The organism is Enterobacter sp. R4-368 (genome assembly GCF_000410515.1).
Classification (GTDB): Bacteria; Pseudomonadota; Gammaproteobacteria; order Enterobacterales; family Enterobacteriaceae; genus Kosakonia.
In genome coordinates this window covers 686486-702204 of record NC_021500.1, presented here as the reverse complement: position 1 = coordinate 702204, position 15719 = coordinate 686486, and the positions used below count along the sequence as shown (strand labels likewise).

Here is a 15719-nt window from a genome sequence, read left to right as displayed (position 1 = left end):
ACGTTAACTATCGACTTTACTGTCGTACTCGCACAGATCTTCGATAATGCAGGAGCCGCAGCGCGGCTTACGGGCGATGCAGGTGTATCGCCCGTGCAGGATCAGCCAGTGGTGGCAATCGACTTTAAATTCAGCGGGTACCACTTTCAAAAGCTTCTCTTCCACTTCCTCAACGTTTTTACCCGGCGCGAAACGTGTGCGGTTAGAGACGCGAAAAATATGCGTATCCACGGCGATGGTTGGCCAGCCAAACGCGGTGTTAAGTACCACATTGGCGGTTTTGCGCCCGACGCCCGGCAGCGCTTCCAGCGCGGCTCTGTCTTCCGGCACTTCGCCATTGTGTTTTTCCAGCAAAATACGGCAGGTCTTGATGACATTCTCCGCTTTGCTGTTAAACAAGCCGATGGTTTTGATGTACTGCTTCACGCCCTCAACGCCCAGCTCCAGCATCGCTTTGGGCGTGTTTGCCACCGGGTAGAGCAGGGCTGTCGCTTTATTGACGCTGACATCGGTGGCCTGCGCGGAGAGCAGTACGGCGATCAGCAACTCAAACGGCGAGGTGAAATTCAGCTCGGTAGTCGGGTGCGGGTTGTTTTCCCGTAAGCGGGTTAAAATTTCCAGTCGTTTTGCTTTATTCATTATGCCTTCCCGGGCGCGGCCTGAGTGCTGTCGTTTTCCGCAGTCGCCGCCGCTTCACGGCGTTTTTTCATTTTCTGATCGATAAGGTATTTCACCGCCAGCATCATGCCGAGGCCAATAAACGCGCCCGGCGGCAACATCGCCAGCAGGAACGGGGAATCGGTGTGGAACACTTCTATGCGCAGCGCCTTCGCCCAGCCGCCTAACAGGCCATCCGCGCCATCAAACAGCGTACCGTTACCGAGGATCTCGCGCAAGGAACCCAGGACGAACATGGCGCAGGTTGCACCCATACCAATAGAGAAACCATCGAGTGCTGAAAGTGCCGGGCCTTTTTTGGCCGCAAACGCTTCAGCACGCCCCACCACAATACAGTTGGTGACGATCAGCGGAATAAAAATGCCCAGTGACTGGTAAAGCCCGAACGCATAAGCGTTGATCAGCATTTGTACCGCGCTGACCACCGAGGCGATGATCATCACGTAGATAGGGATGCGGATCTCATCCGGCGTCCAGCGGCGCAGGAGCGAGATAAACAGGTTGGTCAGGGTGAGTACAAGCGTTGTCGCCAGCCCCAGACCCAGCGCGTTGGTGGCAGTGGACGTGACCGCCAGCAGCGGACACATACCCAGTAGCTGTACCAGGGCAGAGTTGTTTTTCCACAGTCCCTGAACAATAACCTCTTTCACTTCGCTCATCGCTTACTCTCCACAACCCGGTAAACGGGAAAGCTGTTCCGGTAGTGTCATCGCGTACAGGCCGGTCCGTTTCACCGCGTTAACGACCGCGCGCGGCGTAATGGTCGCACCGGTAAACTGATCAAAATCACCGCCATCTTTTTTCACCGCAAAGTGGCTATCGGCCGCGCCGTCAATCCGCTTCCCGGCGAAGTGGGTGATCCAGTCAGAAATTCGCAGCTCAATCTTATCGCCGAGACCCGGGGTTTCATGGTGCTCCGTCACCCGCACACCCAGCACCGTGCCGCTGAAATCTGCGCCGACAAGCAGCTGGATGGCGCCTGAGTAACCGTCCGGTGCGGTCGCTTCAAGGACAGCAGCAACCGGCTTGTCATCTTTTTTGGCGATCCACACATGGTGTTGTCCTTTGCCAAGCGCCGGATCGCTGACCAGAAAACAGCTCTGTTGCAGCGAGTTATTATAGCTGTCGCCCGGGATCACCTGATCAAACAGCGCTTTTTGTTGCAGCGCGGCCTGGTCGGCAATCGTTGTTTTGGTCATTTGGTCTATAGCGGCGGTCAGCCCGGTAGAACCCGCGGCGAACAGCGCCAGCGTCACGCCATGTTTACGCATTGTCTTTAGCATGGCGGCTCCTTAACGATGCCCGTACACGCGCGGACGCGTGTAGTAATCAATCAACGGCACGGTAATATTTGCCAGTAATACGGCAAAGGCCACGCCATCCGGGTAGCCGCCAAAACTGCGGATAAGCCACACCAGCACGCCTGCCAGCGCGCCAAAAATCAGCCGGCCTTTGTTGGTGGTCGAGGCGGTAACCGGATCGGTCAGAATGAAAAACGCACCGAGCATGGTCGCGCCAGAGAACAGATGCAATTGCGGCGCAGCCAGCGACTGCGGGGCGAAAACCCAGCCGAGTGTGGCGCAAATCGCCAGAGTCAGCAGGAAGCTTACCGGGATATGCCAGCGAATAGTTTTTTGCCACAGCAGGAACAGACCACCTGCCAGATAGCCGAGGTTGACCCACTGCCAGCCCGCACCAGCCAGCACGCCGCTATAGATAGGGGAGCGCAGGATCTGCTCGACGCTGTGTCCGGCATGCAATGAAGTTTTAAAGGTGTCGAGCGGCGTCGCCTGGCTGATGCCATCGATACCAATGCGCAGCGTTTCCATATTTGCGCCAGCGGCAGTGTGACCGGTGAAAATAACCTGTAACGCATCGATAAAGCCGGGAACGGTGCGTGCGATTTCATACGGCGGCAGCCAGCTGGTCATCTGCACCGGGAAGGAGATTAACAGCACCACATAGCCAATCATTGCCGGGTTAAACGGGTTGTGGCCTAAACCGCCGTAAAGCTGCTTGGCGATAACTACTGCGAACACGGTGCCAAGCACCACCATCCACCACGGGGCGAAAGAGGGAATACTGATAGCCAGCAGCAGACCGGTTAACAGGGCAGAGTTGTCCGCCAGGATCGCGCTAACGTTCTGCTTGCGTAATTTCAGTACCAGCGCTTCGGCAGCCAGTGCGCTGATAATGGCGAGAATGAGCTGTATCAGCGTCCCCCAACCGAAAAACCACAATTGCGCAGCAATGCCCGGCACGGCCGCGAGCGTCACCAGCAGCATAATACGTGAGGTCTGGCGCTGGTTATGGGTGTAAGGGGAGCTTGCGATTCTGAAAACCATTTAATCCTCGTTAACGGCTTGCTGTGCGGCCTTCTTCGCCTGAACACGGGCGATGGCTGCGGCGACGGCGGCTTTGCGCGGGTCGTCATTGGCGGCCTGCGCAAAAGACGAGACCTCATCAGTTTGCGTGGCGGCTTGTAGTTGTTCTGATTTGCGCGCTTTGGCGCGGGCAATCGCCGCTTCAACGGCAGCTTTGCGCGGATCGACCGGTGCAGATTCAGCCGGTGACTGTCCGGCGTCCACCTGAGGTTGCTCAGCGTTTGCGGTCGATTCTGCTGGCTGGCTCTGCGCGAGCTTACGCGCTTTGGCGCGGGCAATCGCCGCTTCAACGGCAGCTTTGCGCGGATCGACCGGTGCAGATTCAGCCGGTGACTGTCCGGCGTCCACCTGTGGTTGCTCAGCGTTTGCGGTCGATTCTGCTGGCTGGCTCTGGGCGAGCTTACGCGTTTTGGCGCGGGCAATCGCTGCTTCAACGGCGGCTTTGCGCGGATCGGCTGTTTCGCCGGTGGCGGCACTGTTTTCCACCTGCTGCGCTTTTTCTGCCTGGCGGGCGCGTGCCTGCGCTTTGCGTGCTTCGCGCGCGGCAATCACTTCGCTGTTATCAGGCATGGTACCGGCCTGAATGACAACTGGCTGGGCAGCGGTCGTCTGTTTTTCGCGCACGCGCGCCAGCGCGGCATCAATCGCCTGCTGATCTTTAGCCGCAGGCTGAACCGCAGCCTGTTTATGACGCTGCTGACGGGCGATTTTTTCGCGCTCAAGACGTGCCTGGCGCGCTTCAAAGCGCGCTTTGGCTTCGGCGTTGCGTTTTTCTTCCTCGGCGATGGCGTAAATCTCAGCCTTCTCCTGGCGGAAATATTGCACCAGCGGAATATTACTTGGGCATACCCACGCGCAGGCACCACATTCGATGCAATCGGAAAGGTTATGCGCCGTCGCTTTGTCGTGCTGCTGGCCTTTGCTGAACCAGTAGAGTTGCTGAGGCAGCAAATCGGCCGGGCAGGCGTCGGCGCAGGCGCTGCAGCGAATGCAGCCTTTTTCTTCCTGCGGCTCGCCCATCTCGCTGGCGGAAGGTGCTAACAGGCAGTTGGTAATTTTTACTACCGGCACATCCAGCCACGGCAGCGTGAAGCCCATCAGCGGGCCGCCCATAATCACCAGTTGCTCAGCGGAAGGGCAGAAACCGGCGAAATCGAGCAGATGGCGCACCGGTGTTCCCAGGCGCGCCCAGACATTGCCCGGTCGGCTAACCGCTTCGCCGGTCACCGTAACAACGCGCTCCGTTAAGGGTTCGCCGTCGATCACCGCGCGTTTAACCGCATAGGCGGTACCCACGTTTTGCATCAGAATACCGATATCCGACGAACGTCCGCCGTGCGGCACCTGCTTGCCGGTGAGGATCTGCGTAAGCTGTTTGGCACCACCGGAGGGGTATTTCGTTGGGATGACTTTCAACTGAATATCGTGGCTGTCCGCCAGCACCGCACGCATCATGGAGATCGCCTGCGGTTTATTATCCTCAATACCGATAAGTACCTGACGCGGTCTAAGGATGTGCGCCAGAATCCGCACACCTTCCATAATCTGCGCCGCGCAATCCTGCATTAAGCGGTCATCAGCGGTGATGTAGGGCTCGCATTCCGCAGCGTTAATAATCAATGTTTCGATTTTATCGCCGCCGCCTTGCAATTTTGCTCCGGTCGGGAAGCCTGCGCCACCAAGGCCGGCTACGCCAAACTGGTGGATGCGCTCGATCAGCTCGTCATGGCTATGCGAACGATAATCCGCCCAGCCGTCGCGCTCAATCCAGCGATCTTCGCCATCCGCTTCAATAATGATGCTCATCTCCGGCAGCGCAGAGGGGTGTGCGGTGGAGTGGGGCGCAATCGCGACCACGGTGCCGGACGTCGGCGCATGAACAGGTAACATACGGCCACGGCCGCGCGTCAACGGCTGGCCACGCAACACCTTGTCACCGACGCGTACGCACAGTTCGCCTTCGGCACCAATATGCTGCTTTAACGGGAGCACAAAGCGGCTCGCCAGCGGCATTTGGCGCAGCGGCGTACCGTTTGATTGGGTTTTCATTTCAGGCGGATGAATGCCGCCGTGAAAATCCCACAGTTTCTCTTTTCGGAAAGCGGAAAATAACTTAAGCATGGTGTTCCACAGGAATATTACGCACCGGAATGGACTGCAAATCCCATTTCCAGCTATGGGTGGTCGTTTCCACAGGACGCAATTCAATGCACTGCGTCGGGCACGGATCCACGCAAAGATTACAGCCGGTGCACAGATCGCTCATCACCGTATGCATGGCGCGTGTTGCGCCGAGAATGGCGTCTACCGGACAAGCCTGAATGCACTTTGTGCAGCCAATGCAATTGTTCTCATCGATTACCGCCAGCATACGCACAGGCTCAAGCGCTGCGGCATCGCCATCAATGGGTTGCGGATCGACATTCAATAGCGCGGCGATTTTCAGCATCACCGCTTCGCCGCCGGGGGCGCAGCGGTTAATTTTTTCACCCTGCAGACCAACCGCCTCAGCGTAAGGGCGGCAGCCTGGGTAGCCGCACTGCCCGCACTGGCTTTGCGGCAATAATTCATCAACGCGTTCAACAACCGGATCATCCTCAACCGCAAAACGGCGGGAGGCATAACCCAGAATGACGCCAAACAGCAGCCCCAGCACGCTCAGTGCGGCAACGGCTATGGAAATCGCACTCATATTACAGTTTCACCAGACCACTAAAGCCCATAAAGGCCAGAGACATTAAGCCCGCAGTGATTAACGCAATCGCATTGCCGCGAAAGGGGGCGGGCACATCGGCAACGGCAAGACGTTCGCGAATCGCGGCGAACAACACCATCACCAGTGAGAACCCTACGGCGGCGGCGAAGCCATACAACGCCGACTGCATGAAGTTGTGCCCAAGGTTGATATTGAGCAGGGCCACGCCGAGCACCGCGCAGTTAGTAGTGATAAGCGGCAGGAAGATACCCAGCAGTCGATAGAGCGCCGGGCTGGTTTTGCGCACCACCATTTCGGTGAACTGCACCACCACGGCGATAATCAGGATAAACGCCAGCGTGCGCAGATAGACTAAATCCAGCGGGATCAGCACCCATGTATCGATGAGCCAGGCACAGATAGACGCCATCGTCATCACGAAGGTGGTCGCCAGCCCCATGCCCATTGCGCTTTCCAGTTTTTTGGAAACGCCCATAAACGGACACAAGCCAAGAAACTTCACCAGCACGAAGTTGTTGACCAGTACCGTTCCGATAAATAGCAGCAGATAGTCTGTCATTATGTGGCCTGAAATAAAAAAAGCCGCCTATTATCGGTCAAACAGTACCGGGCGACAACAGGATAACTGTAAGGTTATTACGGATTAACAAAGGTCCTTTTCACGCGGCTTGAGCGCTTGAAATAGGGCACCATCAACGCGGCGGCAAGCAGCGGAAAGAGTAACTGACGCAGTGCCAGTTCATCGGTGACAGGAGCGAAGGCAAAGGCTTTCACGGAGAGCAATACGCAGACCAAAAGCCAGATAATATAGTGCTTCGGCACGCTGCGGCGGCGTTTAAAAAAGGCGATAACCAGCCAGAAAGTGTAATACCAGATGGCGATCGCGAAGGCGAAAGAGACGAACCACAGTATGGTTTGTTTCAGCGGTTGTGCGCCCAGCGCCGTTACCGACTGGGGTGTCATTAAGGCAGTGGCATACAGCAATAATGCCAACGAGGTGCTTAATAACGTGACCAGCAACCAGGCCAGAGGGCCGAGTAACCAGCCTCCGATTCTTTCTGCGGGAGTCGTTGTCATGCGTATTCCTCTGTTAAGGCATTAATGCTCTGAATGGTTTCGCCGGGCGAGGAGTATAAAGCATTACACAACGAATGCCAGCGGCGTTACTGCACGTAGCGCCATACCGAGCGCGGAACGCACCCAATGTCAAACAGGCGGCCGCCAGAAACCAGTTCAGCCCGGCGATGATCGGCTGCGCGGTACATGTTGATAATTTCACCGCTGTCGGTCAGCGTATAGTTGAGGTGATCAAACAATTTTTCCAGACTTTCAAGCGAACTGATTTTGCGGAATTTTAATAAATAGTCCTGAACGGTCATGTCGAGGGGTGTCCATATAATAAGAAAGAGGCAGAAAATATACGCGGGCTAATTTTGTACGAATAATAAACATTATTACCCGGGCGTAAATAGCACAGGAATGGTCTGCCACTAAATTAAGAGTTTTCTTTTCAGGTGAAACCAGGCACCAGAACAGCGCCCGGCTGTGAAGATTAACGCCCTTCGTCATGGCTGGCAATAAGCATATGACGCTTAATTGCACTTTGCGCGTTTTACGGCGGCAATTATTTCTTTTGTGCCGCGACGCTCTGTTCAGGGGGCTGATAATTATCGATATGGCTGGCAAAAACCAAAAGAATGGTCGATACGCCGAGCACCACCCAGCCCATTAATTCAATAATCCGATTGAAAATTCCGGCCATACTTTTACTACTCCCTGATGTTTACTTTTGTCTGCGGCTGTCGATAAAAATCGACGCCCGGTTGCAGATTTAAGCAGATTTTTTAGGCAGAAACCAGGGCTGAGCGCGGTAAATTCATTCGTTTCGCTAATGGGTTGCTGAAGCGGTTGTCGCCACCTGGCAGATGGTGTGAAATAGACGTTCCAATAAGGAGAGGCCCCTCTATGAGCGATAATATCCGTGTCGGATTAATAGGTTATGGCTACGCCAGCAAAACATTTCATGCGCCGTTGATTGCCGGAACGGCGGGAATGGAACTGGCCGCGATTTCCAGCAGCGACGAAGCGAAAGTAAAAGCGGATTGGCCAGCCGTGCCGGTTGTCTCTGAGCCGAAGCATCTGTTTAACGATCCCTCGATTGACCTGATTGTCATCCCCACGCCGAACGATACCCATTTCCCGCTGGCCAAAGCGGCGCTGGAAGCGGGCAAACATGTGGTGGTGGATAAACCCTTTACGGTGACACTGTCACAAGCGCGTGAGCTCGACGCGCTGGCGCGCAGTCTCGGGCGTGTATTGTCGGTGTTCCATAACCGCCGCTGGGACAGTGACTTTCTGACGCTGAAAGCCTTGCTGGCCGACGGTGCGCTGGGCGAAGTCGCCTATTTCGAGTCGCATTTTGACCGTTTCCGCCCGCAGGTACGTAACCGCTGGCGCGAGCAAGGCGGGCCTGGCAGCGGCATCTGGTATGATTTGGCGCCGCATTTGCTCGATCAGGCGGTTAACCTTTTCGGCTTACCGGTATCGATGACGGTAGATCTGGCGCAGTTACGCCCTGGCGCGCAATCCACAGACTATTTTCACGCGGTGCTTGCCTACCCGCAGCGGCGCGTTGTGCTGCATGGCACTATGCTGGCGGCCGCAGAATCGGCCCGCTATATCGTGCATGGTTCGCGCGGCAGTTACGTGAAATATGGTCTGGATCCGCAGGAGGAGTGCCTGAAAAGTGGTGCGCGGTTGCCGCAGGCCGACTGGGGTTATGACATGCGCGACGGCGTATTAACCCGCGTTGACGGCGAAGAGCGTAAGGAAGAGAACTGGCTGACGCTACCGGGCAACTACCCGGCTTATTACGCGGCCATTCGCGACGCGCTTAACGGCGTGGGGGAAAACCCGGTTCCGGCCAGCCAGGCGATCCAGATAATGGAGCTGATTGAGCTGGGCATTGAATCTGCAAAACATCGTTCTACGCTGAGTCTGACCTGAAAATCACCGCTCACGCATTGTCGTGAGCGGTTTTCTTCTTTCTTCTTACGCCTTCGCAACGCTATCGCGCAGCGCTTGTTTTTCCGCCGCGCTGAGAAAAGCCATCTCCAGCCCGTTAATCTGCGCCTGGCGAATCTGTTCGCGACTCAGCCCGGCGGCCGGGGCCGCAACCTGGTATTCATGACCAATTTCGACACCTTGCACTGCCGGGTCGTCGGTATTGATGCTCGCCAGAATGCCATGCTCAAGGAAGGTTTTCAGCGGATGACGGGCGAGGGAGGGCACGGTACTGGTCTGAATATTCGACGTCAGACAGGATTCAATACCGATGCGTTGTTCGGCGAGAAAATCCATCAGCGCGGCATCTTCGATCGCCTTCACGCCGTGGCCAATTCGTACGGCACCGAGTTCACGAATCGCCTGCCAGATGCTTTCCGGACCGGCGGCTTCACCCGCATGAACAGTAATCTGCCAGCCCGCATCGCGCGCACGGTTAAAATGCGAAAGGAAAAGACTACCAGGGAAACCCAGCTCATCACCGGCCAGATCCAGCGCGGTAATGCCGTCGCGGTGCGCCAGCAGCGCGTCGAGTTCCTGCAAACACGCGGCCTCGCCGAAGGTACGGCTCATAATGCCGATTAAGCGCACCTGCACATTGAAATCACGGCTCCCTTCGCGCACGCCGGCAATCACCGCTTCGACAACGCCCGCGACCGGCAGGTTGTGGGTCATCGCCATATAACCTGGCGAAAAGCGCAGTTCAACGTAGTGCAACCCGTTCTGCGCCGCGTCCTGCATGTTTTCGTAAGCGACACGGCGACAGGCATCCAGTGACGCCAGCACTTTGACACCCCAGTCGAGTTTCGCAAGGAAGCTGACCAAATCCGGTTCATTAGAGGTGACCTGAACGTGCGGACGCAGTGCTTCAAGGGTTTGTGCAGGCAGGGGCAGATTGTACTGGCGGCCAAGATCCAGAATGGTTTGTGCACGGATGTTTCCGTCGAGATGGCGATGAATATCAGTTAACGGCAGGTTGGGATCAATCATGGTCGCACTCTTATTTTAAGAAAGTGCTCGCCATTATAGAGACAAAAGGCGGTAAAAAGCTATCTTGCGCAACCCGGAGGGCGGGTTGCGCAAATCTGGTTTAATAAAGCGACGCTAATGCCGCGATTAATCCCTTCACACCTTGTTCGAGTTTCACCCGTGGGCAACCGACATTCAGACGCACAAACCCTCGTCCTTCCGCGCCGTAAGTATCGCCGCGCATGATGGCCACCTTTTGCTCCTCGATCAGCGCTTTTTGCAGTGCGGAATCATCAATCCCTAACGGGCGCAAATCTATCCATGCCAGATAGGTGGATTCCGGTACTTGCCAGTTCAGCACAGGAAAGGCGTTATTCAGACGCTCTGCCAGATAAACCAGATTGGCGCGCAGGTAAGTACGAAGCGCATCCAGCCACGGCGCGCCGTCGCGGTAAGCGGCGATATGGGCGACGACCGACAGCACCGCCGGCGAGGAGAGGCCGTTGCTGTTTTTCAGCGCCTCCAGCCAGCCATTGCGCGACGACGCATCATCAATAAGCCCCCACGCGCCGGTCAGTGCGGGAATGTTAAAGCTTTTCGATGCCGAACTAAACAGCGCCCACGGCCCGCGAGCGACAGCGCACCAGGGGATGTGCGGTTGGCTGCTCCAGACCATATCCATATGAATTTCATCGCTTATCACTTTCACGTTATGGCGTTCACACAGCGCCGCCATGGTTTCCAGTTCATGGCGAGTCCATACTTTGCCTGTCGGGTTTTGCGGGCTGCACAGCAGCAGGATTTTACTCTCCGGCCTTGCCAGCGCGGCGTCGAGCTGCGCCATATCGCAAAACCAGCCTGCATTGTTGTGTTGTAGCGGCACGGCCAGCAACTGCCTCTGATTCCCCTGAATGGCTTTATAAAACGCGTCATACGCCGGGGTATGAACCACGATGCCATCGCCCGGCTGTGACCACTGGCGGATCATTTCGGCAATCATCCAGATAACCGACGGACCATAAACAATGCTGTCAGCATCGATCTGTGTATTAAAGCGGCTGGTCATCCAGTGCGAAATAGCCCCCAGAAACGCCTCGTTTTTCCAGCGGCTGTAACCCAGTACGCCATGCGTAAGCCGCTGTTGTAGCGCGTTAATTACGCACGGCGCGGTGGCAAAATCCATATCGGAAATGGTGAAAGGAAGCAAATCCGCACGCCCAAAGCGATCGGCGACATAATCCCACTGCGTACACCAGGTGCCGAGGCGGTCAACCGGAGTGGAGAAATCGAAGGTATCCGTGGTCATTTTATTATTCCGCCTCCACCGGGGTGCCAAACCGTTGCGCATTGATAAGCTGCGCCATTTCATCTTTTACTGACTGCACTTGCGGCCCAATCACCACCTGCAAATCATGTTCATTCACTTTGATAACGCCAATCGCGCGGTTGGCCTTGAGGGCGTCAACATTAACGTTATCCATCTCCTTGACCGACAGGCGTAAGCGGGTGATGCAGTTATCCAGCGTTGCGACGTTATCCGCCCCGCCAAGCGCAGTAAGCAGGGCAGGAACGTCATAACCGGATTTGCCCGTCACGCCCTGCGTTGCAGAGGCCGCGCTTTCCGCTACAGCGTTGTCGCGCCCCGGTGTTTTCAGGTCGAAATGGGTGATCGCGAAACGGAATAAGGCGTAGTAAACGACAAACCAGATGGCGGCCACCAGCGGCACCAGATACCACTTCGTCGCCATGCCGTGCAGCACGCCGAAGACAATGAAATCAATCACATTGCCATCCGTGTTGCCGATCGTCACGCCGAGCACGGCCATCACGGTAAAGCCCAGCCCGGTGAGCACGGCATGAATTAAATAGAGCACCGGGGCGACAAACAGGAACAGAAATTCGATCGGTTCGGTAGTGCCGCCCACCACGCAGGCAATCACGCCGGAAATCATCAACCCTTTTATTTTATGGCGGTTTTCGGGCCGCGCGCAGTGGTACATCGCCAGCGCCGCGCCGGGTAAGCCGCCCAGGAACGCGGGCATCTTGCCTTGCGAGAGAAAACGGGTCGCGCTTTCGGCGAAACCGTGCGTTTGCGGGCAGTTAAGCTGCGCCTGGAAAATGGTCAATGCACCGCTGACGCTATGTCCACAGACCTCCATTGTTCCACCAGCTTCCGTAAAACGGATCAACGCCACCAGAATATGTTGCAGACCAAAGGGCAGCAGCAGGCGTTCGCCAGTGCCGAAAATCATCGGCCCGAAATCTCCGGCGCGATCGATAATGTGCCCCAGGCCGCTAATCGCCATGGCAAACCACGGCCAGACCAGCGGGATCGCAAGCCCTACAACGCCCATCACGACGCTGGTGACAATCGGCACCGAGCGCGTCCCGCCGAAAAAAGCCAGCGCGTCCGGCAGGCGCAGGGTATGAAAGCGTTCATGTAAACGCCAGATAATAATCCCGGCAATCACCGCGCCGAGGATCCCGGTATCAATGGACTGGATGCCGAGCACATTCTGCACGTTATGTGCTTTGAGCAGTGATGCATCGGTAGTGGGCAATATGCCCTGCGCGGTAAGCCAGAAATTCACCGCCAGGTTCATCACCGCATAGCCGACAAAACCGGAAAAAGCCGCCACGCCTTTATCTTCACGCGCCAGTCCAAGCGGAATAGCGATGCAGAACATCACGGGCAGGAAACTGAACGCGAATGAGCCAATTTTGTTCATCCAGATAAAAATGGCCTGCAGCAGCGGATGGCCCAACACCGGCAGCAGTGTTATCACATCGCGGCTGCTGAGCGAGCTGCCAATGCCGAGCATGATGCCGCAAAACGACAGCAGCGCGACGGGCAGCATAAAGGTTTTACCGAGCTGCTGGAAAAATGCCCACAGGTTCGCTTTTTGCGCGGTTTTCCCCGCCATAACCTCTCCTCACGAAAAAAGAATGCTCTGGCGGATGCGCAGAGCGCAGACGGTTTTATCAGTTTTTGTCGCGCAAAAAGCGCGAGCCGGTAACGGGGTTGCCGTTTTCGGATTCCGGCAAGGTGGCCCAAAAGAAAATAAAAAGCCCCTCGAAAGGGGCTGGAAAATTACTGCTGCGGTACCGCCGGAACGGGCGGTGTCGCGTCGTCCGGCTGGGCAGGCTGCAGCCCTGGCATACCAAACATCCCGACAAACTGCTCGAGCGGCATTTTTTCGCCATTCAGCGTCACCTGGCCGTTAGCATATTGCAGGCTGGTGAGGATGCTGTTGTTTTCCACGGTGGTGATGCGGAACATCTGGCCCATCGCCGCCAGGCCTTTCACCTGCTGGCTTGCCAGTTTCGCCGCGTCCTCTTGCTGATAACCTTCAAGTTTCGCCACCTGAGTCATCATTTCGGTGGCCATATCCAGCGGGATCGTCAGCTTGCTGTCGAGGGATTTCACCGAGCGGTCAACCTGATCGGCCAGCGTTTGCGACGTGCCGGTTGCGGTTGACGGATCTTTCAGGAACAGGGACATATTAAACGACGCTTCGCCTTTGGCGTTCTTCCAGCTTAGCGGCGCAATGGTCAATACCGGCTCGCCTTTCAGCAACAGCGGAACAATACTAAGGAACGCTTCAGTGGCTTTCTGCTGGTAGAGTTCCGGGTTCTGCGCGATATCCGGTTGCGCCATTAAGGCCCGGATTTGCGCGTCGTACTGCTCGCTGGCCTGATGCCAGGCTTTGCCGTCAATCTGACCCACTTTCAGCGTCAGTTTTCCGCTGCCGAGATCCTGACCCTGCACCTTCAGGCTGTTCAGGGAGTAATCCAGTTGGCTGTTAAGGCTCTTTTTGTCGTCCGCAACGTCCGATTTGGCGGTTAAGTTCATGCCTTCGAGCAGCGCCATCTCTTTATTTTCAATAGAGATCGCGAGCTTATCGAGGCTCATCTTCTGGTTGCCGGTACGCTCATCAAAGCTGGACATTTCGCTGGAGCCGTCGGTTTTCAGGTTATTGAACGACAGCTGCACTTTCTGCCCATATTCATTTACCGTATCCACCAGGCCGCTTTCGGCTTCGCCGCTCAGCGACAACGCGTTACCTTTACTGTCTGCGCTGAAGCGGAAATGGCCGCCGCTGAAGGCAACTTTGTCGCCATCTTTTTCTGAATTCAGCGGGCTCAGCACGACATCCGTGCGGGTATCGCCGCTGTAGCCAATGCGGGTGTCGGCGGAGAAGGGCGCCTGGCCTTTGGCGATATCAAACAGCCCTTTTGTCACTTCGTTATTGACCAGTTGCGTATGCACGGAAGCCATCGCAGGCGTCAGGCTAAAGGTTTTAAGCTGCGCCAGCGGGAAGGGTCCATGATCGACCGTCTCGTGCAGAACAATGGCTTGCCCCGGCTTCAGCCAGGTATTGGTGCTACCGGCGAGCGGTTTAATGTTTAACGTTAACTGGCTGGAAAAGAGGCCGCGCTGGTAATCCTGCGCAGAGATCTCAATATTGGCCTCCGGCGCGTTGCGCTTAATTTGTGCGTTCGCCTGGCTGACCATCTCCGCCAGACGACCTTCAAGTTGTTTGCCAGTGTACCAGGCTCCGCCCGTCCAGACGATACCGAGCGCGACGATAATCCCCGCGGCAACCCACGTTTTTTTCATAGTATTTATCCCTAAAAAAGAAACCAGGCGGTTAACGCCGCCTGGATGTCGAGTGATGTGCCTTCAAGCTTAGCAATCCTTGCTAAAAAGTTCAGTAACTTACTCTCACTTATTAAATACTCGCGCTACGCGACCGGTGCCGCTTACGCCAACAGGTGATTCGTTGGCGGCGATAAACGCTGATTCACCTGCCTTGAGCACTAATTGCTGGCTCGCTTTGCTGAGCACCGCCTCGCCTTCGACGCAGAAGACAATGGCCGCGCTTTGCTGCGCCAGCTGGGTTTCGCTGGTGCTGAGATCGTGCAGCGAGAAGGCAAAGTCGTCTACCGGGATAGGGAAATCCAGCTCCGCGCCGTGCTGCGTCGGTTGCGTCAGCAGCTCATTCGCCGGTTTTGGCGTGAATTTTACGTTCGCCACCAGTTCCGGAATGTCGATATATTTCGGCGTCAGCCCGGCGCGCAATACGTTGTCAGAGTTCGCCATCACTTCCAGCGCCACACCCTGCAGATAGGCATGCGGCGTTTCGGCAAACAGAAACATTGCTTCGCCTGGGTTCAGTTTCACCACATTCAGCAGCAGCGGAGAGAAGAGGCCGCTGTCATCCGGGTAGAACTCGCTAATCAGACGAATGGTCTGCCACGGTTCGCCGGAGTGATTGCCGAGCGCTGATTTCAGCACCGCCAGCGCGCGGGATTTATCCTCGCCTTGCATATTGAGCAGCGCGGCAAACAGCTCGCTCAGGCGCTCTGCGCCCGGCGCTTGCAGGAAATGGGCGATCGCCGGGTGCGCGCCCGCCACCGGTTGCAGCAGGGAAACAATGTCGGAAAACTCGCGAAAGGCGTTCATCGCAAGGAACGGCGTCAGGGCAAACACCAGTTCCGGCTTGTGATTTGGATCTTTGTAGTTACGTTCTGCGGCGTCCAGCGGAATGCCTGCGGCGTTCTCTTTGGCAAAGCCTGTTTCGGAGTTTTTCTTGTTGGGATGCACCTGAATCGACAGCGGCTGGTCGGCGCACAGCACTTTAAACAGGAACGGTAATTCGCCAAAACGGTTAGCGACGGCGCTGCCCAGCAAACGGGTTTTGTCCTGTTCAATCACCTCACGCAGCGCACGGGTCTGGCCGCTGGCATCCTGCACCTTTGAGCTGCTCTTCGGGTGCGCGCCCATCCACAGTTCCGCCATCGGCAGATTGTCAGGATTGGCGATGCCGTAGAGATCCGTTAATGCCGTTTTACTTCCCCAGGCATAGTTCTGCACGGAGTTGATGAGTTTTTGCATTATCAAGCCC

The 15719-nt window shown here is 56.3% G+C and carries 16 protein-coding genes; 1 reads left to right on the top strand and 15 read right to left on the bottom strand.

The annotated features are described in order from the left end of the window. Window positions 1–3: 3 nt before the first annotated feature. The 10 genes from nth to blr all read right to left on the bottom strand — a co-directional run bounded on the left by nth (window position 4) and on the right by blr (window position 7540). The gene (gene nth / locus H650_RS03185; RefSeq protein ID WP_016496272.1) at window positions 4–639 is read right to left on the bottom strand and encodes an endonuclease III; all 636 of its coding nucleotides are present in this window, start codon (window positions 637–639) and stop codon (window positions 4–6) included. Then, window positions 639–1337 carry an electron transport complex subunit E gene (locus H650_RS03180; protein WP_016496271.1) on the bottom strand — a complete coding sequence of 233 codons (699 nt, stop codon included), beginning with the start codon at window positions 1335–1337 and terminating at the stop codon, window positions 639–641. The genes nth and H650_RS03180 overlap by 1 nt, the downstream gene beginning before the upstream one ends. Before the next feature lie 3 nt (window positions 1338–1340). Continuing rightward, complete coding sequence (gene rsxG, locus H650_RS03175) at window positions 1341–1961, bottom strand: electron transport complex subunit RsxG (RefSeq protein ID WP_044489371.1); 621 nt, start codon at window positions 1959–1961, stop codon at window positions 1341–1343. A gap of 9 nt (window positions 1962–1970) precedes the next feature. Further along, on the bottom strand, window positions 1971–3023 hold the full coding sequence (gene rsxD / locus H650_RS03170; protein ID WP_016496269.1) for an electron transport complex subunit RsxD: 1053 nt from the start codon (window positions 3021–3023) through the stop codon (window positions 1971–1973). Continuing rightward, window positions 3024–5183, bottom strand: coding sequence for an electron transport complex subunit RsxC (gene rsxC, locus H650_RS03165; RefSeq protein ID WP_016496268.1), 2160 nt, complete (start codon window positions 5181–5183; stop codon window positions 3024–3026). Next, on the bottom strand, window positions 5176–5754 hold the full coding sequence (gene rsxB / locus H650_RS03160) for an electron transport complex subunit RsxB (RefSeq protein ID WP_016496267.1): 579 nt from the start codon (window positions 5752–5754) through the stop codon (window positions 5176–5178). The genes rsxC and rsxB overlap by 8 nt, the downstream gene beginning before the upstream one ends. 1 nt (window position 5755) lies before the next feature. Continuing rightward, entirely contained in the window at window positions 5756–6337 is a 582-nt protein-coding gene (gene rsxA / locus H650_RS03155) for an electron transport complex subunit RsxA (RefSeq protein WP_016496266.1), read from the bottom strand. A 77-nt stretch (window positions 6338–6414) separates the two neighbouring features. Beyond that, window positions 6415–6855, bottom strand: coding sequence for a DUF2569 domain-containing protein (locus H650_RS03150; protein ID WP_016496265.1), 441 nt, complete (start codon window positions 6853–6855; stop codon window positions 6415–6417). 86 nt (window positions 6856–6941) lie between these two features. Continuing rightward, the gene (ydgT, locus tag H650_RS03145; RefSeq protein ID WP_016496264.1) at window positions 6942–7157 is read right to left on the bottom strand and encodes a transcription modulator YdgT; all 216 of its coding nucleotides are present in this window, start codon (window positions 7155–7157) and stop codon (window positions 6942–6944) included. Window positions 7158–7402: 245 nt separating this feature from the next. Continuing rightward, the gene (gene blr, locus H650_RS03140) at window positions 7403–7540 is read right to left on the bottom strand and encodes a division septum protein Blr (protein ID WP_016496263.1); all 138 of its coding nucleotides are present in this window, start codon (window positions 7538–7540) and stop codon (window positions 7403–7405) included. A 203-nt stretch (window positions 7541–7743) separates the two neighbouring features. Between blr and H650_RS03135 the strand changes: the two genes are divergently transcribed. Next, window positions 7744–8784, top strand: a complete 1041-nt coding sequence (locus H650_RS03135; RefSeq protein WP_016496262.1) for an oxidoreductase — start codon at window positions 7744–7746, stop codon at window positions 8782–8784. A gap of 45 nt (window positions 8785–8829) precedes the next feature. On the opposite strand, the gene add is transcribed toward H650_RS03135, so the two are convergent. The 5 genes from add to manA all read right to left on the bottom strand — a co-directional run bounded on the left by add (window position 8830) and on the right by manA (window position 15709). After that, a complete protein-coding gene (add, locus tag H650_RS03130; protein ID WP_016496261.1) occupies window positions 8830–9831 on the bottom strand; it encodes an adenosine deaminase in 1002 nt (333 codons plus the stop codon). Between the two features lie 100 nt (window positions 9832–9931). Next, on the bottom strand, window positions 9932–11116 hold the full coding sequence (locus H650_RS03125) for a MalY/PatB family protein (protein WP_016496260.1): 1185 nt from the start codon (window positions 11114–11116) through the stop codon (window positions 9932–9934). A 4-nt stretch (window positions 11117–11120) separates the two neighbouring features. Beyond that, the gene (gene malX / locus H650_RS03120; RefSeq protein WP_016496259.1) at window positions 11121–12734 is read right to left on the bottom strand and encodes a maltose/glucose-specific PTS transporter subunit IIBC; all 1614 of its coding nucleotides are present in this window, start codon (window positions 12732–12734) and stop codon (window positions 11121–11123) included. A 167-nt stretch (window positions 12735–12901) separates the two neighbouring features. Continuing rightward, entirely contained in the window at window positions 12902–14431 is a 1530-nt protein-coding gene (locus H650_RS03115; protein WP_016496258.1) for a YdgA family protein, read from the bottom strand. Window positions 14432–14536: 105 nt separating this feature from the next. Then, complete coding sequence (manA, locus tag H650_RS03110; protein WP_016496257.1) at window positions 14537–15709, bottom strand: mannose-6-phosphate isomerase; 1173 nt, start codon at window positions 15707–15709, stop codon at window positions 14537–14539. Between the last annotated feature and the right edge of the window lie 10 nt (window positions 15710–15719).